The organism is Cytobacillus oceanisediminis 2691 (genome assembly GCF_000294775.2).
Taxonomy (GTDB): Bacteria; Bacillota; Bacilli; order Bacillales; family Cytobacillaceae; genus Cytobacillus; species Cytobacillus pseudoceanisediminis.
In genome coordinates this window covers 859,132-878,080 of sequence record NZ_CP015506.1, presented here as the reverse complement: position 1 = coordinate 878,080, position 18,949 = coordinate 859,132, and the positions used below count along the sequence as shown (strand labels likewise).

The following is an 18,949-nucleotide window of genomic DNA, read 5'->3' as shown; positions in this document are numbered from 1 at the left end:
TCCTAATTCGCTTTCTGGTTGCTTGTCAGCGTGACTTCCGCCGTTTTCAATTCGCCGCCGCGGTAAAATTCGATTTTCACCTTATCGCCAATCGAAAAACCGCTGTATAAATGCTTGCGCAAATCTCCGGAATTCGTGATTTGCTTTCCGCCAATGCTGACGAGAATATCCTCTACCTTAAGTCCGGCTTTGGCAGCGGCCGAATCCGGATCAACATTCGCCACTATTGCCCCGCTAGTCACGCCATCAGGGAGATTTCTTAAATATTGAGGCGGCACTTCTTCAAAGCTCGCCAGGCCAACACCAAGATACGGGCGGACCACTTGTCCATTTTCAATCAGCTGATCAATCAGTGTTTTCACTTCATTGCTTGGGATGGCAAATCCAAGGCCTTCCACCCCGCTATCCGCGATCTTCAGGCTGTTGATCCCGACCAGCTGGCCGGATGTATTCATCAATGCGCCGCCGCTGTTGCCCGGGTTGATCGCTGCATCTGTCTGAATGACATTTAAGTTCCATTCCCCTGCAGACGTGCTGACTTGAATCGAGCGGTCGACCGCACTCACGATTCCCTGAGTCACTGTTCTGGATAAATCCAGGCCAAGCGGATTGCCGATCGCCAGCACCTGATCACCAGCTCTCAGCTTGGAAGAATCGCCAAACGTCATGGCTTGAGCGTCTACATCCCCTTTGATTTTCAGCACCGCAATATCTGTCAGCGCATCGGTTCCAATCAATTCTGCCGTTGCCTTCTCACCATCATGCAATGTCACCTGAATCTCACTCGCATTTTCAATCACATGGTTATTGGTCACAATGTATGCCGCATCATCTGTCTTTTTAAAAATTACACCCGAGCCCGTACCGCTTTCTGAAGCTTCACTCGACTGGCTGAACGGATTATTGTTTTGCTGCTGCATATTCACAACGCCAACAATCGCTTTCGATGCCTGCTCAATTGTATCCGCCAGGGATTTGGATGAAGAAGATACTGGCTTCACATCGAGATTGGATGAGCTTTCAGCTTGTCCAGTTTCTTCCGGAACGCTTGCCTGCGGCGTATCCTCCTGGAAATAAGGAACGGCTGTCAGCGTAAGCGCCGAACCCAGCACACCAGCCGCCACGGTTGACAGGAACCCTTTCCAGACCGGTTTTTTGGCCGCCCGATTTTCCGTTCTGCTTTCTTCGTTAAACTCTGTCATGATTAAACACTTCCTTCTTATCTATTTTGAATTTGAATAGTTTTCGTTTGCCTTACAAGTCATACTTTAAAGGCCCAATGTGTCAGGAAAATGTCAAAGGAACTTTTTTCGAAAAAAACTTGTCCCACTCTTGATAAATAGGGATTGGGCTCTACAAGACGCTTCTGAGAATTTCCGCTCCCATCAAATAAATGACGAGCCGGAATGGCAGATGCCAGGATCAGGATTTTTATCCAGATCCCCTTTCTTATTGCACAAAAAAACACATGGCGCTGAGGCTCGCACATGTGTATATAATGCTTAGATAATCGTTACTTTTTTTCCGTCAAATTTGGTTAGCGTAAAACCGTTAAAATGCTCATTAAAGGATGAGCTGTAATCCCGCAGGAGCCCAATGGCCACTGCTTCACCAAGCTTTAGCCCTTCTATGCCATCAGAGCGCCAATGAACACCTGCTGTGTCTCTGCCCAGGGAAATATTCACACCAAGCTTATTAAGCTCCCCTCCTGCTGTCAGAGGTTTGCCCGGATAAGGAAGCAGTGAGAGTCCATCCAAACTTGCTTCCACCGGATCCGGAATCACAAAAGATTCGTTGAAAAATGCTTTAAGGATCGTAACCCCTGCACCGGCTATGCACGCATGACCTGCAGGATAGGCAGGATGGGTCGGGCATCCTTCCGGATAGGCCATAGGCAGAAGATAAGAGCCATATTTGCTGAATACTTTAGAAAGGGCTTCAGATTCAAGAAGCTCTGAGTGGATCGGGTATTTAGCCGCTCCATTCATATGGTTATGAACACGCCCGCCAAATTCTTCTGGACGGAGCCTGCGGTGGACGAGAAACTTTTGGAACCAGGAAGCTTCCAGTGCCATCCTCCCTGCTTTTGTGACCATGTCCAATATATGAGCAGCCCCGAAGGTAATGAAACCTCCCTGGGTAGCCGACTTAAGATAAGGGTTGTTCCGATCGAGAGCCTCAGGCCCATAACTAAGCAAAATTAAGCAGGCCGATAACGGACATTGAAATGAAAAATCATAATGTACATACTCACCTAAGTCACGCCCGTTGCGGATATAACGGGGCACCGGATCTTTTATCGATTCTCGGGGTAATGAACCATTTTGGATGTCCAGCCATTCTTCATAAGAAGTCATATAATCAGACCCAGCCAAAGCGGTGCGGTATTTCTGGGGAATGACTGCAGAACCAAATGGAATGTCCTTCCAGAGGAACTGTGAAAGATAGGGACCTGTAAGATTACCTGGAAACTCACTGCGGAACAAGGTTTCAGGAGTGACCTTTCCGTTATCTTTCGGTCCCCGAAAATCAGAAAATCCTGATAGGTCACCAGCAGCCTCGGCAATCAGGGGATCACTTTCATAAGCCCGGAAAGGAATATCCCTGGTAAGCGCCTGCCAGTATAACTCTGCCATTTCTCCCGCCTCCAAGGCGCTGCTGAAAGCTGGAGGCTTGGACAGATTCAATTGATGGCAATCAGGACCTATTAAATCATACACATAGGAAGCCTGGGGATTTGAAAGCTTCACCTTCCCACCCATTGGGATCGATTCAAAATCTTCTGGATTTCCGGACTTTAAAGCTTCCATATACTGTTCATACGCCTCGGATACAACTTCTCCAAGAGAATTATGGGGAAGCCCCTTAGAGTAGCTGCCTATTTTCCCGGGAAGCTGTTCATCTCCATTGCATGAATGTTCTTTTGGCGGCACAAGCAGGTGAGAAGCAGCAGACATAAGACGGATGCAAAAGGCTGCCTTCATTCGCTTCCACCCTGTTTTAGGTGCTATTAAGCAGCCCTTTTCCTTATGATAGTAAATTTTCTTTTCTTCCATATTAGCTCCTCTGTAACTTCTATTTGTTATTTCATGATGATTATTTCATTATATTCACAGGCTAGTTGTAAGCTTGGGCATCAAACTAGTAACTCCTAACCATTTTATTCGTCCTCCTCCTAACTAGCCGGAAAAAAAGAGTTTGGGAATGCTATGCCGGATGAAGGAGAGAATGGGAATCTCTTTCCATAAAAAAATGCGCAGAGAAACTTTCTCTGCGCATGACATTTTTTCAATCCCAAATCGTACTATAAATATAACTAACTAAAAGTGAGGTGTGAAAATGTTTATTAGACTTTTTCATAAATCAGACCGCACAGGCAAAATCGCCATTCTATCAAGTACCATTCTTTTATTAATAGGCGGATTGACTGCGCTTTTCCTTTAGCTGAATCATGACGGTTTGTGTCGGTTTTATGCTACTAGGATGGACTCCCCCCTATTTTCAAGTTTTTCAGGATGGATTTAGGCGCCGTCCGCAAATAAGCTTCTTTTATCAAGCCTTCAACCTCAACCCACTCTAGTTCATGATCACCTAAAATCGAGGTCCAGCCATGCTGTCCAATATAGGGTGTCTTGAAAAAACGGCTGCCTTCCTGCACTAAAAATTCCTGTGTTTCTTTCGATGTTTTCATGGCAATGGACGGAATGCCCTCTTCGTTCTCTCCCAAAATAACAAAAGGCTTATCTTTTACTCTAAATGAAGTATGTCCAAATTTATCAGCCTGTTCGGCGGTTTCAGGAAAACCAATGGCAATCTCCCTTACCTTTGTCAGAATCTCTATGCTTTTTTGTGATTTTAATTGTTTATGGATCATCTTAACACTCCCTTGCCAGTTCTTTCATGATAATATTCAACACTATATTTAGAAACCCTTGTCTAAAAAAGAGAGTTTCTGGCTGTTATGACAGCTTTTTGCCAAAAAACTTTTTTCAAAACTTCATTCATTTCTCACATTCCCCTTTTAAGATATGAAAAGAAGATTAACGAAGAGGAGTTTTTGATGACATGGAAACGGTTAAAGAAACGGCTGATATACAGAAACCACCGCAGACTAACACCTCTCTATACAGAACGGTTTGGAGATGGCACTTTTATGCGGGCATAATTTTTGCGCCATTTCTTTTTATTCTGGCGGTAACCGGAGCAATCTATTTGTTTAAGCCGCAAATCGAGGGTGTCCTCTATCAGGATTATTATGAAGTCACCCCTCAGGATGAAAAAATTTCAGCTTCACAGCAGATTGAAGAAGTGAAGAAGCAATATCCGGTTGCAGCAGTGACGGTGTACCGTCCCGGGGAAAGCGCCGATCGTTCAAGTGAAGTCGGCATTGTGAATAACGATGAATCGCTTACTGTTTTTATCAATCCTTATACAGGTGAGTCCCTCGGGGCCTTAAACAGCGAGGACCGGATTATGGATAAGATAGAAGAGTTTCACGGGGAACTGATGGCCGGCACGCTGGGAGACCGGATCGTAGAGCTGGCGGCCTGCTGGGCAGTTGTGCTCATTGTAACAGGACTGTATTTATGGTTTCCGAAGAAAAGGCCTGGCATGGGCGGCGTCCTTTTTCCCCGGCTGAATAGAGGGAAAAAGACTTTCAGAAGAGATTTGCATGCAGTGCCTGCCTTCTGGGTCACTGCTGGGATGCTCTTTTTAATCATGACAGGATTGCCTTGGTCCGGATTCTGGGGCACAAACTTTCAATCGATGGCAACCAATACCGGGGAAGGATATCCCCCTAGTGTCTGGGTTGGAAGCGGACCCCAGTCAACCATCCAGACGAAAGACATTGCCGATGTTCCATGGGCTGCCGAAAATCTGGACGTGCCTGTGTCAGACCTTCAGGGATTTATTCCGCTTTCGATTGATGATGTGGTTTCTGCTGCAGAACGTGAAGGCGTCCATCCCAGCTATTCCATTTATATTCCACAGGATAAATCGGGAGTGTACACAATTTCAGCCTTCCCGCCAAAAGCGCAGGATGAAATTACGATGCATGTCGATCAGTATACAGGTGCGGTTTTAACAGATTACCGCTATGACCATTACGGGTGGATCGGGAAACTAGTCGCATGGGGAATTACGCTTCATAAAGGGACACAATTTGGCCTGATTAACCAATTAATCAGTTTATTCATCTGCCTTGGCATCATCCTTGTGGCGGTAAGCGGCTATTATTTGTGGCTCAAACGCAAGCCGAAAAAAGACATGGGCGCACCAAAAACAGCTGGGTTTAACAACACAAAGGGATTCTTCCTTCTGTTAATTGCCATGGGAGTCCTCTTCCCATTAGTCGGCTTAACGATCATCGCTGTTTTGATAATTGACTTTTTCTTAATCCGGAGAATACCAGCGTTGAAGAGGTTTTTAAATGCGTAAGTTTATGATAGGGGAGTCTAATGCCGTGAAAAAATATGTCTTTATGATCCTGCTGCTGTCTTTTCTGAGTGCATGTTCACTTAATGAGAATGCAGCAGAGCTTTACAAACAGGAAACTCCGCTGAAACTGGAAATACAAACACCGGACACTTTTACAGCCGGAGAACAGGAAACAGTTAAAGCCACTCTCACACAGGACGGCAAACCGGCTGATCATACTGATTGATTTTGTTCATTTCGAAATTTGGAAGCAGGACGGCACTGTCCACTATGGGATGGAGGAAGCAGACAATGAGGGAGGGGGCGTCTACAGCATCAGCAAGGATTTTGACAAGGATGGCCTTTACTTTGTAAAAGTGCACGCCCAGCAAGGCGGCAGCCTGATCATGCCGCAAAAGCAGTTTATTGTGGGAGAGCTGTCGAAAAGCGACGTGGAATTCCTGCAAAAAGGAACAGGCAAGCAGGAAGCGGGGCAGGGTCATCATCATTAATTTAGAACAAAAAGGATAGAGTTTGTCAGGAGAGGTTACCTGCTATCTATCCTTTTTCTTCTCTCCTGCTTCTTTTTATTTCCCTGAATTTCATCTTCAGCCAGGATTTCTTGTTCTTCGTGAAACTCCACTTCAGATTGACCTGTAATTTCATCAAATGGGGTATAGAAAGGCTGAACACTTTTCTTTTTTACAAACACTTTATAAAACCCTATAAGCACTAGTATGACTATGGCTGCTGGGAAACCGGCTGCCATAAAATCAATCAGGTTCATTTGCCCTCCCCTTTTCATATGGATATCTGGTATATGTTTATAGGTTTCGTTTGCAGCTAACCTGCCCTGTTAACTTCAATAAAGAAGGCGTTTATTCCTGCTTGAGCTCGAAGCACTAATGACTGCTGCTCTCCAACAATTTATGGCCACCACTGATAAATAAAGAAAAGGGACTTCAGCAGTCCCTTTTCAAATATTTTCTTAATATAAGCGCTCAATCCTGAAGACATCCTCAATCTACAACCGGAAACCACCCCGGAGTGTTTACAATTGCCTGCCAGAGCGGATCAGGGATGACCAGCTTTTCCTGATCCTTCTTGGATAAAGTGGTGGCAATTTCAGACTCTTTTCCTTCCTGCACCTTCTGCACCCAATCCGGCTCCATAATCAGTTCCCGGCCAAGGGCGACCATGGCCACTCCCGTTTCCAGTGCTTTTACAGCTTCATCAGGAGTATGAATGGACCCTACTCCGATAAGCGGCAGGCGGTTATTCATTTTTTCTAACAGATGCTGAATTCTTGGCTTAGCATCATCAGCCCCGCGTCTCGGTTTGGACCAGAAGTCCATCAGGGAGACATGAAGATAGTCCAGCCCTTTATCTGACAGTACATCGACCAATTGAAGAGTATCTTCCATGGTGATTCCTGGCTCAGTAGGCTCTTCCGGTGAAAAACGGTACCCCACAATGAATGGCTCTTTCGCATGTTCTTTTACCGCTTCTTGGACTGCGTCCACCACAGCAAGAGGGAACGTCATGCGCTTTTCAAGGCTTCCTCCGAATCGGTCCTCACGGCGATTTGAATGCGGAGAAAAGAATTGCTGAATTAAATAGCCATTGGCTCCATGGATTTCAACGCCATCATAGCCTGCCTGGATGGCCCGGCGGGTTGTTTCGCCGAAAGCGGCAATGATGTCCTCCACTTCCTTTTCCGTCAGTGCTCTTGGAGTGTTCCCGCTTCCTTCAGAAGCAACCGCACTGGCACTGACTGTTTCGCCATTTGGAACGAGCTCTGGAGGGCATTCCCTTCCGCCATGAAAGATCTGGAGTATTGCTTTGGCACCCTGCTCTTTAATGCTGGCTGCCAGCCTCGAAAGACTTGGAATCATCCCATCGTGATCGCCGCCAAATTCACCATGGAATCCTTTTCCGTTTGCTGTCACATTTGTACAAGCCGTAATCACCATTCCTACCCCTTTGGAGCGGTGTACGTAATAATCAATCTCGGCATCTGACACGGTTCCATCCGCATGGGATGAGAAATTGGTCATCGGAGCCAGAACCACTCTGTTTTTTAACTCCACATTATTCTTTATCTTAAGAGATTCTAATAGCGGTTTATAGCTTGGATTCACAAAAAAACACTCCTTTTTATAACCTTTCAAACCTAGTTTGTTATTTATTTCTTCTGTTTACGCATAGTAAACTGCGCAAATTGAGAATTACCCTGCAAGAAGGCAGCGAAAGATTACTGTAATGTTATATGTTACAGTTTAAGAAGTCAATTATTTGAATCGGAAGCTCTCTCCGCCTGGGACAAAGGGACAAATTTGTCCCTCCGCTCCAAATAATATCCGTTAACCTATCTCCTTGTCCCAGTATGATATTTTTTCGATAACTACATCCAGCTGGCCGCTTGGGATAATCAGGGATGTTTGTTCACCCATATTTTTTAACAGAAGCTGCCTGCCAACCGGGGATAAGAATGAAATGCAGCCATTATCAGGGTCAGACTGATCGGGCAGACAGATATGATAATCCTCCCTGTCATCCTCCCCGTCGAATAACACAGTTACCTTTGTTCCAATCAATACTTTTCGCAAAGGGGGTTCTGCTGGAGCTTGATTACAAAGTGTAATGTATTTCTCCACTTCACTTACATAATTACTAAGGAAGTCCTTTTTCCTCTCCTTGAGCGGAGTGGAAGATAAATAAAGGCTATTCAGATCCTGATAGTTATCATCAATAAACGTCAGCTGCTTAATAAAGTACTCTTTTTCAGTGAGGGCGGGGATACTATGGTTCATAGTAGATAACCCCCCTGCTGGGATCAAACACCTTGCAAAACTTCATTTCTACTGTCATTTCCATGCACCATCCTTCTTTTGAATATATAAAAAGCAGACCTTTCCCGTTTATAAAGAAAGGTCTACTATATATTTACAACATAGCATATATGTACCTGAAAAGCCAGCTAACTTGTGGGTCATTGGCAGGCTTTCGGAGGATTTTATTGTCGAATTGAACATTTGTACATCCGCCAAAAAAACCACTCCTTCTCCCAAATAATTCTCTTTTTGTATCATTTTTCCTTTTTATCTAAGCCGCCTTAGGCAAAAAAAGCCCTCCTGCTTTTGCAGGAACGCTTTTTTGCACATGCCAGAATTTATGTGTCGGGTTCGGACTCCTTTACTCGGATTTGTCCTTCTTGTGTCCGAAGGTCCACTAACTTCAGACTCATCCATTTGGTTTTCCATCTATCTTGTCCGAAGGTCCGCCAACTTCGGACTCTTCCCCTAGGATTTCTACCTAATCCGTCCGAAGGAAAACCCGCTTCGGACTCCTCCAACCGGATTCCCTCCGGTCTTGTCCGAACAGTAAAAAGAGGGACAGATGTCCGGTCCCTCTTATCAAATATCGCTCCAGCTACACTTCTCCTCATCCCACTTGAATAGTTTCACAATTATTAAGCAATCTAAACTGTGTATGGGAGGTGAAGATATTGTCACATCAGAACGGCAAGTCAGAGAAGCAAGCAGCGAAACCCTCAATTGAAAATCGTCAAGGTTCAGGTTCAGAATACGAAAGAGAGCGTGCTGGGAAAGTAGAAGGGTACGGTCAGCCATACCCGGATAATGGTGCTAAAAGTTAATAATAGGCTAAGAGTGAATTAGACGTTAATTCACTCTTTTTGCTTTAAGCATGCAAGCCTCCCAATCATTACGCCTGGTACAGTCGATAACAGAATCGAAATCTTATTAATGGATTAAAGCTGCTCTCAAATCACTAATGCCATGTTCCAAATAGCCCTTAAGGCAAGTCAGCATGTAGATCCAGCCTTCTTTTTGTCCCAGCATTTTGCTTACGGCTTCAGGGTCATTTTCGTCAAGACCGGATTCGTTCACCTCAATGATGGTACTCAAATGATTCGTCTCATTCAGTGTAATGGCAACAACTGTTTCTTCATTCGTTTCTACGCCCCATGAAAACACGATTTTCTTATTTTCCTCAAAATCTAATACATTTAAAATGCCTTCTGCGCCATATTCATCATATTTCACAGTAATGGACTTGCCTTGTGCCCATCTTTCTGAACTCGATGAGAACCAGAAATGACCGATTTTAACTGGGTCAACGATGGCATCAAACACCTCGCTGGCTGGCTTATTTATTTTTAATTTCGCAGTTATTTGAGTATCCACAATAAATCAACTCTCTTTCAGGTAATCAATATTCTTTTATTATATCCTGAACTCTTTTATTTTTGTGGAATGAGTATGTTAATTAGCTGCTATACTGCTTTCACCACTTTGGATGCCTTCTCTGCAGGCTTTTTCCAGAGCAGGGTCAGCCCAATCCCCAATGCCATTATGACCGTCGCAAAATAGTATGGGTAGTTAATATCGATATCAAACAGCATCCCTCCTATAATAGGTCCGCTGATATTCGCCAGACTTGTAAACATCGAGTTCATGCCGCCCACGAAGCCTTGTTCATTGCCGGCGATATTGGAAAGATAGGAAGTGACAGCCGGACGGAATAAGTCGAATCCTACAAACACAATGAATGTTACAAGTAAAATCGCGAAGTAGGAATGAACTACAGTCATTAAAAACACAAGCAGTCCGGATAGTATTAGGCTGTAGCGGATCAGTTTGATTTCTCCCCAAATACGGGTCAGGCGGTCAAACAGCAGAATTTGCGATACAGCTCCGAAAATGGCTCCGCCTGTAATCACAATGGCGATATCTGATGGTTTGAAAGCAAACTTGTGATCCACAAATAAGCTAAAGAATGACTCAAACGCAGCCAGCCCAAATGAGGCAATGAAAATCAGAATAAAGGCCAGGAAATATTTTGGCTCCATTACGCGTCTGAAGCCGCTTCTGCCCTCTGCAGCCCCTTCTTGATTTTCTTCTTCACTTCGTTCAGGCTCAGATAATAAAATCATCGAAAGCACAGCTGCCAGTGCACCCATTGCTCCTGCAAAGAAGAATGGCACACGCGTTCCAAATTCCGCTAAAAATCCGCCGATGCCGGGACCGATAATAAATCCCGTACTAATGGCCGCTGACATATACCCGAGTGCCTTTGGACGGGTATCCGTCGTCGTGATATCCGCGATAAAGGCTGTCACGGCCGGCATAATAAAGGCCGCACTAATTCCGCCCAAGATCCGGGAAACGAATAGCACCTCGATCTCTTGGCCGATCCCGAATAAAAACTCCGATAAACCGAAAATAAATAGGCCCGTGACAATCATGATTTTCCTGCCCCATTTATCGGCTGCTCTCCCTGCAAACGGGGAAACAATAAGCTGAGCCAATGCAAATGCGGCTGTTAAATACCCGATCGTTGTGCCCGTTATGCCCAATTCATTCATCAATGTAGGCAGAACAGGAATGACCAGGCCAATTCCCAGAAAGGCTATGAATAAATTCGTCAATAATAAACCTAAAGTGATTTTTTGTGTCTTCATCTATATCATGCTCCTTACAAAACAGTCAAACTTGATTTATTTATACGTTTTATCCTAGTGTATATAGTAACTATATAGTCAAGGGCGGTGATGTAAAAAATGAGTAAAAAAGATGGCAAATATTTAACGACTGGCGAATTCGCAAAGCTTTGCAAGGTTAACAAGCAGACAATCTTTTATTACGATCAAATCGGGATTTTGTCCCCTGTAAAGAAAAGTGAAAAAGGCTATCGCTATTATTCCATTCATCAATTAGAGTTATTTTTTGTGATTGATTTATTAAAGGATCTTGGCATGTCGCTTAACGATATTCAGCAGTATATGCAAAACAAATCGCCCGAAAGCTTTTTATCCATCATGTACCGGAAAAAAGAAGAGATTATAAAAAAACGGCAGGAGATCGAAATGAAGGAGAAAATGATCGAGGCCAAAATCGGATTAATGGAAGAAGCTTCCAAGCTTGATTTTAATCGAATTGCGCTTCAGCCATTGCCGGAAGCAACCCTCTATCTAAGCAGGAACATCCAAAATATATCTGATGAAGAATTTGGGGAGGTCATCTCGGATTTCATTAATGAATTGCAGATCTCACAGCTTGATTCAGGGTATCCGATTGGAACTATAACGAAGCGGGAACAGGTGCTGAAAGGGGAATTCTCCAATTACAGTTACTTGTATATCGAGCAGCCAAATCCAAAGGAAGGACATCCGTATTTTCGGGCTGTAAAAGGTGATTTTCTCATCGGCTATCATGTTGGGAGCGAAAAAACCATCAGCCATACATATAAGCGGTTTTTCTCAGAGATGGAGCGGCTGCATTTAACCTTAGGGGAGCATGTTTTTGAAGAGTACATTTATGATACCGTTGTACAGAATAATAAGGAGCAGTTTGTCACTAAAATTATGATGCAGGTTATCAGGGGATAGGATTTCCGTCCATCTTTATCAAAGGTGTTAGGAAAATTCACAATAATATGATACACTTTGTTTACCATTTGATTTACTGTGTACATGTGCCCTGCTCATTCGTGAGCGGGGTTCCTTATTAGAAAAGCGTAACGCCTTGTCCACCAGCTGGAGCTAGACAGTTATCAACGTTCAAAATTAATACTTCCTTATTTTCACATACAAAAAAACAGGCCCATAAAGAGCCTGCCCTGAGTTTTGGTTTTAATTAAGCTTTACGCACGTTAGCTGCTTGAGCTCCACGCTGACCTTGCTCAACATCGAAAGTCACTTCTTGACCTTCTTCTAAAGATTTATAACCTTCGCCTTGGATAGCTGAGAAATGAACGAATACGTCTTCTCCACCTTCGCGTTCGATGAATCCGAAGCCTTTTTCACTGTTAAACCATTTTACTTTACCATTTTCCATTTTTGTTGCCTCCTTGTGCGTATAAACACACATTGTGTTACTATCCTTGCTCTCAGTGATCATCAAGACGTAAAGTTTTACTCAAACTATCCTTTACACCGAACAAAAATAATTCATATTTAGTTTAACACTTTTCTGAATTATATGCAAGAAAACACAAAAAGGAAAACATTATTTCTCCATGCGGGCATGCAAAAGCTTCGAAATTAACCATAAAAAAGACTGCTATTTCATAGCAGTCATGGATAGTGCCTTAAGAAGTAATAGAATATCCTGATGAATGCTGTTGCGTACTTGATCATCGCTACAGTTCTCAAAATCAGCCTGTAAACGTCCAAGTTCTCTAATGAATAGTAAGTTTTCTTCCTTACTAAGCATAGTGTATTCGCTCCTTTTTACATAGGGAAAAACACTATGTCGTTTCAGGGTAACACTATTGCATTTGATTTACAATCAATCAACAGGGCTCTTAATAAGCAGAGTTTCTCCTTTCGCTGGTGAACCCTTTCAATATCAAAGTATGATAAACTAAATTTGCAGGCATAAAATGACAAAATTCAATGGGGTGCAAATTTGGAAAGTTTACATTTAAAAGAAGTCCATGAAATTCAAGACCTTACTAAGGGACATGTATTATATTTTTTCAAGAATCCGGACCACTATATTTCAAATGTCATTGAATTTGTTCTTTCGGGCTTAGAACGAAATGAATACTGCATCATTATAGAAAATGACCGAATGACTCCATTGATTAAGAAAAGTCTCACAGAGAAATTGAATAATAACTGTCTGAAAAAAGTAATGTTCGTCAATAATTATGACTTCTATTATGCCAAGGGGGACTTTAGAGTTAATTCTATTTTCGATTATCTTCCGAACTTAATTGAAGGTTATTCAGAACAGGATTTAGCTGTCAGAAGCTGGGCTCATGTCGAATGGCGTGAAGAACCGGAAGTCTGTAAAAAATTATCGGTATCTGAAAAAGAAGCGGATCTAATCGTTGCCAAAACAAAACTTCTATCCGTTTGTGCCTACGATTCAGAAAGGGTTAGTAATGAATTAAAAGAAAGTCTCCTATCTTGCCACAATTTTCTTGTAAATGAATGATAAAATTAGTCTCACCTTTAATAAGTGAGACTAATTTAGCTCCCCTGTGAACCTTCTCCTAAGAACCTGCTCTACTGGCAGTTCACTTTCTCTATTTAGTAAAAACGAGGTATTTTTGTCCGATATAGTTAGTTAATGTGTAAATGCCAGCTCCTAAAAGAACCGCAAGCTCTTCAGGTGAAACATCATGCCTGAGAATCGTAACAGTCTGCATAAATTCTGCAGCCATGCCGCTTATGGAATAAGAAAGAATATAGCACAGAAACAAAATAAGAATGAAGCGCACCGCACTGCTTTGAAGGCTGTCCCTGCTCCTGAAGGTGAACGTTCTGTTAAGGAAATAACTGACCGCTGCCCCCATACTGTTCCCCAGAAATGTTGCAGTCCAATACGTCAGCCCCGCTAAATCCAGCAGCATAAATATCATGGATAGCCCGACAATTGTATTGACTGTTCCCACAAGCAAAAATCGAATAAAGGTATTAGTTCGTTTCAGATAATGTTCCAAAATGAATGTCCGCGTGCTCATCATCATGGTCTCCGTCCGTAATCAAATGGCGGGAAATCGGCAGATTAAACGCATCTACTTCAATAGAGAATTTAGGTCTGCGTTTCGTTTCTTTATAGATCTTCCCTATATATTCCCCCACCAGGCCAATGGCTGTCAGCTGAAGTCCCCCCAGCATCCAAATCGAGGTGATTAACGAGGTCCAGCCGGTTTCGGTTTCACCATAATAACGCAATCCAAGAAAGTAGAGGCCAAAAAGAAAGCTTATACAAAAAGAGCCGATGCCCAATGCCAATACCATTCGAATCGGTGTAACGGAAAAAGAAGTAATGCCTTCAAAGGAAAAGGCCAGCATCTTTTTCAGCGGATACTTTGTTTCCCCGGCAAGACGCTCTTTGCGGTCATAATAAACATTGGCCGTTTTAAAGCCCAGCAAAGGCACAATTCCGCGCAAAAAAAGATTGGTTTCCTCATAGCGCTGCAGTTCTTCCAACGCACGCTTGCTCATCAGGCGAAAATCAGCATGATTATAGATAAGATCAACACCCATTTTCTTCATTATTTTATAAAATCCCTGTGCCGTGTTTCTTTTAAAAAACGTATCACGGTCCCTCTTTTTTCTTACTCCATAGACAATGTCATATCCTTCGCGGAATTTCAGGATAAACTCCCGGATCACGGCAATATCATCCTGAAGATCGGCATCGATGGACACCGTGCAATCCGAAGCCTTCCCTGCAGCTGTTAAGCCCGCAAGCAGAGCATTCTGATGTCCCGCATTTCTGGCAAGCTTCAGCCCTCGCACTTTGGGGTTATTCAGGCTCTGCTTATAAATGATCTGCCAGGTCCGGTCCCTGCTGCCATCATCTACAAACAAAATTTTGCTTTTATCAGAAACAAGTTCATCATCCAGCAATTCTTCAAGCAGCCCATTCAGCTGATTAATTGTATCCGGCAGTACCTCCTCTTCGTTATAGCAAGGAACTACGATGGTGAGTACTGGGTTGGTCATTCTTAATTCCTCCTGCTTATATGGCTTTATAAAGGTAGATTTTCCACACAGAGCTTTTTGATTCAAAAACCTTCTCCAGCCGAAGCAGATTCTCTTCCGCATTATCGATCGGTACAGATGAAAAAAGATAGGAACCGCCCATGGCCTTAAAGGCTTCTGTATTTAACTCAAGATTCTTCAGCCTTTTTTTCGTCCGCTTTTTAAACATATAATGCTTGCCAAGCTCGTCCGTGAAGAGATAGCATCTTCCGCCCCATTCATCAAAATAAATTCGGAGTGTTTTATTTTTTTCCAGCTCTTTCTCAATGATTTTCCTAAACTGATATTTGTATGTTAAGGGGTAGAAATTATTATACGAATCCAGCGTGTAAAAGCCATTATACTGGGCAATGGCCGGATGAAGCCCAATGCTTGCCACCCGGTAATCCTCCTGCGGAAGTCCAATGTATTCTTTAATAGCCGAGAATTGTTCTTCTGCGTAAAATTGCTTGACCGTTGGCTTATCCTGAAAAAGAATTTCCTCGTTGAAAAAGGAAACGGTCATGATCTGTGCAAGCACAAAAACCGGAACAAGGCGCCTCCAGAACGGTCCATGAGACCAAATGATTTTCAGGGTCAGCGCGAAAAGCAAATAGATAACCAGCGGCCTCAAAAAGTGATACCTGGCAAAGTTGAAGGTATCAAGAACATGAAAACGCTCTGTCAGAGGCAGCCAGCCTTTATAAAACCAGAAGGCATACCATGCTGATAGGGCAAAGTTAAGAAGAAACAGGAACAAAAACACCTTGTCCTTCTTCCCCTTTTTCTGCCTTAGCGTCATAAAAAGAGCTACAAACATCAGCGGAAGAATGACCAGAGTATGCATCGAGGCAGCATGGTGGTGCCCCAAAGCAAAGTTCTTGAATGTCAGCCTGACGCAATGCCAGAAAGTGAGCCTCGCATGGAAGTACTCATCCCGGCTGTTTGGCTCATCGTCAAAAAGAAAGGAATAAACCAGCCTGTATTCCACGATGAAAAAAATTCCGGTCATATACACAATCGATAAAAGAAATGGCCAATTCCATGCTTTTTTCCTGATGACGTCCGTCAGCCAGAAGATCCCCATCGCGCTCAAAAAAAAGAAAAACCCAAGGACAATGCTCGCATAAAAAGGCAATAGGGTTAATACAAGGACATTTTTCCACGACCTTTCCCCCTGCCTGATATTTAAGAAGGCCCACAGAGCAAGCGGCATCCCAAGCGTGCTCAGCATACCGGAGGGCCAGAATGGCGTGAAGGCAAAAGCAAGGGCTGTCCCAATCGTAATGGGAGCCCACTTTTCTTCTTTAAGAAAGTGCTTTTTCAAAAGCAAATACATACCGATAAAAGCAAACACCCTTGTGATCGTCTGGCTGAGTGCATAAGCAATCATCGGCGGAAAAAGGGCATACAGCCAAACAATTAATGTGAATTCCGAGCCAAACGCATTGCGGGACAAATTTCCGTTCATAACTTGTGGAATGACAGCGTCAATCGGTCCTCTCAGCTGTCCGCTTTCAGCAAGGACTTTATACCATGCCAGATTGCTGTCAAGATTATCATGAACGCGGATATGCGCGTCTTCACCTAATATGTATAGGGGGGATACAAACAGGACCAGGGCAATAATGGCCAGAATAAGGAGATTTTTCTCGGCTTTATTTTTTTTCAAAAGCAATCTCTACACCTCTGGGTTCAAGATTATTTACAATTTTAGGGTTCACGAACAGGGGCAAAATATTCAGGAAGGGATAATACAACCCTCCACCTACATAAAAATAGAGTGGAAAGGGGGATTTTTATGATTAAAAAAGCGGTCATTCCCGCCGCAGGCCTCGGAACCCGTTTCCTGCCTGCCACAAAGGCACAGCCAAAGGAAATGCTCCCCATTGTCGATAAGCCCGCCATTCAATATATTGTGGAGGAAGCTATTGCTTCAGGGATTGAGGATATTATCATCATAACGGGGAGAAACAAACGGGCCATTGAAGACCATTTTGATAAATCGGTTGAAATGGAGCTGCTCCTACAGAAAAGCGGAAAGCTTGAAATGCTTGAGGAAGTGCGCGAAATAACCAATCTGGCTGATATCCATTATGTCAGGCAAAAGGAGCCGCTCGGATTGGGGCATGCCATTTTATGCGCGAGAAAGTTCATTGGCAGGGAGCCGTTTGCCGTCCTCCTTGGCGATGATATTATTGATGGGGAACCTCCTGCCATGCTGCAAATGATTGAGCAGTATAACCAAACGGGGGCAAGCATCCTCGGATGCAGTGAGGTCCCCCTGTCTGAAGTCAATAAGTATGGAATTGTCGGCTATTTAGAACAGAGGGGCCCATTATATAAAGTGGATAGCCTCGTTGAAAAACCTCCTGCTGAAAAGGCACCTTCTGCGCATGCAATTATTGGCCGGTATATCTTAACACCTGCAATCTTTGACATGCTTGAAAACGGAAGCCCGGACAGCAAAGGAGAGCTGCAGCTGACAGATGCCCTCGATGCTTTGCTTCGCCGGGAAAGAATTTATTCGTACCTGATCCAGGGAAAGCGTTATGATATTGGAGATAAATTCGGCTTTCTTAAAGCTTCGATTGATTATGCCCTGCAAAGACCTGAACTGAAGGAAAAGCTTTCACTATACTTAAGGCAAGCTCGCTTATGATTTACGATATCCGTCAGGATGGGACCTGTGCCAGCTCCAGGCATCCTCGACGATCTGGCGGATACTTGTTTTTTTCGGCTTCCAGTTCAGCAGTGACCTTGCTTTTTCTGATGAAGCAACCAGTTCTGCCGGGTCTCCAGACCGGCGGGGAGCAATCGTCACTTTAAAGCATCTGTTTGTTACCTCTGCAGCGGTTTCAATCACTTCTTTTACAGAGATCCCTTTGCTGCCTCCAAGATTAAAGACATTGCTTTCCCCTCCAGCTTCCAGGTAGCGGAGTGCCAGCAGATGGGCTTCAGCCAAATCCTCTACATGAATATAGTCCCTTATGCAGGTACCATCCTTTGTTGGATAGTCATCTCCAAAAATGGAGACAGATTCTCTTTTTCCAAGTGCCGCCTGCAGGATAATCGGGATCAGGTGGGTCTCGTTCTGATGGTCTTCGCCAATTTCCCCTGAAGCTTTTGCCCCTGCAGCATTAAAATAACGGAGCGACACGAACCTTGCCCCTGATGCCTGCGCCCACCAATGGAGCATTCGTTCAATGGCAAGCTTCGTCTCGCCATACGGGCTTGCCGGTTTGAGGGGCGCGTCTTCCTGTATAGGCTGGCTGTTTGCCTCACCATATACGGCTGCAGTTGACGAAAACACGAGCTGTTTCACCTTATGCGTGTCCAAAGCCTTTAGAAGGTTAAGAGAACCAAGTACATTATTATCATAGTAATGTAACGGATTTTTCATCGATTCCCCTACCAGGGATGAGGCCGCAAAATGAAAGACTGCCTCTATTCGCTCGCCTGAAAGGACACTATTCAGAAAATCCTGTGATCTGATATCCCCCTCATAGAAAGCTGCCTTTGGATGGACCGCCTGCCTGTGGCCCGCAGCCAAATGATCAACTACCACTGTTTCATACCCTTTTCGAATGAGAAGATCTACTATATGTGAACCAATATAACCTGCTCCTCCTGTAACCAAGATTGCCATTCCATCACTCCTGCATAGATTTACTTTCCCTTTTCTATATGCAGGTGTGAGGTTGAGTATGATAAAACTGCGGAGTCCCTCCTTCCCCGAATGAGTATCAGGTTCGGCTCTTCTGTTCGGATTCTCCTTCTCCTGTCCGAAGTGGGTCTAGGTTCGGACTGCTCCGCGCGGGTTTCTCCATCTCCTATCCGAAGTTGCATCAGGTTCGGACTGCTCCGACCGGCTTTCCTCTTCTCCTGTCCGAAGTTGCTCTAGGTTCGGACTGCTCTGAACGGGTTTCCTCTTCTCCTGTCCGAAGTTGCATCAAGTTCGGACTGCTCTGAACGGATTTCTCCTTCTCCTGTCCGAAGTTGCATCAGGTTCGGACTGCTCTGAAC

General features: G+C 44.0%; 20 protein-coding genes. 7 read left to right on the top strand and 13 right to left on the bottom strand.

Annotated features, from left to right (window positions below):
* Positions 1 to 2 precede the first annotated feature (2 nt).
* The 3 genes from A361_RS04590 to A361_RS04575 form a co-directional block, all read right to left on the bottom strand.
* On the bottom strand, positions 3 to 1,202 hold the full coding sequence (locus A361_RS04590) for a S1C family serine protease (RefSeq protein WP_019379378.1): 1,200 nt from the start codon (positions 1,200 to 1,202) through the stop codon (positions 3 to 5).
* 300 nt (positions 1,203 to 1,502) lie between these two features.
* Positions 1,503 to 3,056 carry a vanadium-dependent haloperoxidase gene (locus A361_RS04580; RefSeq protein ID WP_019379380.1) on the bottom strand — a complete coding sequence of 518 codons (1,554 nt, stop codon included), beginning with the start codon at positions 3,054 to 3,056 and terminating at the stop codon, positions 1,503 to 1,505.
* Between the two features lie 422 nt (positions 3,057 to 3,478).
* The gene (locus A361_RS04575; protein ID WP_019379381.1) at positions 3,479 to 3,874 is read right to left on the bottom strand and encodes an MmcQ/YjbR family DNA-binding protein; all 396 of its coding nucleotides are present in this window, start codon (positions 3,872 to 3,874) and stop codon (positions 3,479 to 3,481) included.
* 191 nt (positions 3,875 to 4,065) lie between these two features.
* On the opposite strand from A361_RS04575, the gene A361_RS04570 reads away from it, so the two are divergent.
* Genes A361_RS04570 through A361_RS30785 form a run of 3 tightly spaced genes read left to right on the top strand, consistent with a single transcriptional unit; the run spans position 4,066 to position 5,930 of the window.
* The gene (locus A361_RS04570; RefSeq protein ID WP_019379382.1) at positions 4,066 to 5,439 is read left to right on the top strand and encodes a PepSY-associated TM helix domain-containing protein; all 1,374 of its coding nucleotides are present in this window, start codon (positions 4,066 to 4,068) and stop codon (positions 5,437 to 5,439) included.
* Positions 5,432 to 5,665, top strand: coding sequence for a hypothetical protein (locus A361_RS30790; protein ID WP_236887990.1), 234 nt, complete (start codon positions 5,432 to 5,434; stop codon positions 5,663 to 5,665). The genes A361_RS04570 and A361_RS30790 overlap by 8 nt, the downstream gene beginning before the upstream one ends.
* A 49-nt stretch (positions 5,666 to 5,714) precedes the next feature.
* Complete coding sequence (locus tag A361_RS30785; RefSeq protein WP_236887988.1) at positions 5,715 to 5,930, top strand: FixH family protein; 216 nt, start codon at positions 5,715 to 5,717, stop codon at positions 5,928 to 5,930.
* 35 nt (positions 5,931 to 5,965) lie between these two features.
* Here A361_RS30785 and A361_RS04560 read toward each other — a convergent pair whose 3' ends face one another.
* The 3 genes from A361_RS04560 to A361_RS04550 all read right to left on the bottom strand — a co-directional run bounded on the left by A361_RS04560 (position 5,966) and on the right by A361_RS04550 (position 8,231).
* Positions 5,966 to 6,205, bottom strand: a complete 240-nt coding sequence (locus A361_RS04560) for a DUF3951 domain-containing protein (protein WP_019379383.1) — start codon at positions 6,203 to 6,205, stop codon at positions 5,966 to 5,968.
* Between the two features lie 232 nt (positions 6,206 to 6,437).
* A complete protein-coding gene (locus A361_RS04555) occupies positions 6,438 to 7,559 on the bottom strand; it encodes an NADH-dependent flavin oxidoreductase (RefSeq protein ID WP_019379384.1) in 1,122 nt (373 codons plus the stop codon).
* A gap of 222 nt (positions 7,560 to 7,781) precedes the next feature.
* Positions 7,782 to 8,231, bottom strand: coding sequence for a GreA/GreB family elongation factor (locus tag A361_RS04550; protein WP_019379385.1), 450 nt, complete (start codon positions 8,229 to 8,231; stop codon positions 7,782 to 7,784).
* 695 nt (positions 8,232 to 8,926) lie between these two features.
* Here A361_RS04550 and A361_RS29835 point away from each other — a divergent pair.
* Positions 8,927 to 9,076: a hypothetical protein gene (locus A361_RS29835; RefSeq protein ID WP_019379387.1), complete on the top strand. Its 150-nt coding sequence runs from the start codon at positions 8,927 to 8,929 to the stop codon at positions 9,074 to 9,076.
* 106 nt (positions 9,077 to 9,182) lie between these two features.
* On the opposite strand, the gene A361_RS04540 is transcribed toward A361_RS29835, so the two are convergent.
* Together A361_RS04540 and norA are read right to left on the bottom strand one after the other, a co-directional pair.
* Positions 9,183 to 9,626, bottom strand: a complete 444-nt coding sequence (locus A361_RS04540; protein ID WP_019379388.1) for an SRPBCC family protein — start codon at positions 9,624 to 9,626, stop codon at positions 9,183 to 9,185.
* 89 nt (positions 9,627 to 9,715) lie between these two features.
* Positions 9,716 to 10,903 (bottom strand): multidrug efflux MFS transporter NorA, encoded by a 1,188-nt coding sequence (gene norA / locus A361_RS04535; RefSeq protein WP_019379389.1) that lies wholly within the window; start codon positions 10,901 to 10,903, stop codon positions 9,716 to 9,718.
* A 99-nt stretch (positions 10,904 to 11,002) separates the two neighbouring features.
* On the opposite strand from norA, the gene A361_RS04530 reads away from it, so the two are divergent.
* Positions 11,003 to 11,830: a MerR family transcriptional regulator gene (locus tag A361_RS04530; RefSeq protein ID WP_019379390.1), complete on the top strand. Its 828-nt coding sequence runs from the start codon at positions 11,003 to 11,005 to the stop codon at positions 11,828 to 11,830.
* A gap of 247 nt (positions 11,831 to 12,077) precedes the next feature.
* Here A361_RS04530 and A361_RS04525 read toward each other — a convergent pair whose 3' ends face one another.
* Entirely contained in the window at positions 12,078 to 12,278 is a 201-nt protein-coding gene (locus A361_RS04525) for a cold-shock protein (protein ID WP_009335135.1), read from the bottom strand.
* A 573-nt stretch (positions 12,279 to 12,851) separates the two neighbouring features.
* Here A361_RS04525 and A361_RS04520 point away from each other — a divergent pair.
* A complete protein-coding gene (locus A361_RS04520; RefSeq protein WP_009335137.1) occupies positions 12,852 to 13,385 on the top strand; it encodes an MEDS domain-containing protein in 534 nt (177 codons plus the stop codon).
* Between the two features lie 91 nt (positions 13,386 to 13,476).
* Here the strand turns inward: A361_RS04520 and A361_RS04515 are convergent, their stop codons facing one another.
* From A361_RS04515 to A361_RS04505, 3 genes are read right to left on the bottom strand one after another with little or no spacing between them, the layout of a single operon-like run.
* Positions 13,477 to 13,845: a GtrA family protein gene (locus tag A361_RS04515; RefSeq protein WP_236888057.1), complete on the bottom strand. Its 369-nt coding sequence runs from the start codon at positions 13,843 to 13,845 to the stop codon at positions 13,477 to 13,479.
* A 22-nt stretch (positions 13,846 to 13,867) separates the two neighbouring features.
* Positions 13,868 to 14,905, bottom strand: a complete 1,038-nt coding sequence (locus tag A361_RS04510) for a glycosyltransferase family 2 protein (RefSeq protein WP_019379392.1) — start codon at positions 14,903 to 14,905, stop codon at positions 13,868 to 13,870.
* A gap of 16 nt (positions 14,906 to 14,921) precedes the next feature.
* Positions 14,922 to 16,601, bottom strand: coding sequence for a DUF6044 family protein (locus A361_RS04505; RefSeq protein ID WP_026041525.1), 1,680 nt, complete (start codon positions 16,599 to 16,601; stop codon positions 14,922 to 14,924).
* Between the two features lie 123 nt (positions 16,602 to 16,724).
* Between A361_RS04505 and galU the strand changes: the two genes are divergently transcribed.
* Positions 16,725 to 17,585 (top strand): UTP--glucose-1-phosphate uridylyltransferase GalU, encoded by an 861-nt coding sequence (gene galU / locus A361_RS04500; protein ID WP_019379395.1) that lies wholly within the window; start codon positions 16,725 to 16,727, stop codon positions 17,583 to 17,585.
* Here galU and galE read toward each other — a convergent pair.
* Complete coding sequence (gene galE / locus A361_RS04495) at positions 17,580 to 18,572, bottom strand: UDP-glucose 4-epimerase GalE (RefSeq protein ID WP_019379396.1); 993 nt, start codon at positions 18,570 to 18,572, stop codon at positions 17,580 to 17,582. The genes galU and galE overlap by 6 nt on opposite strands.
* Between the last annotated feature and the right edge of the window lie 377 nt (positions 18,573 to 18,949).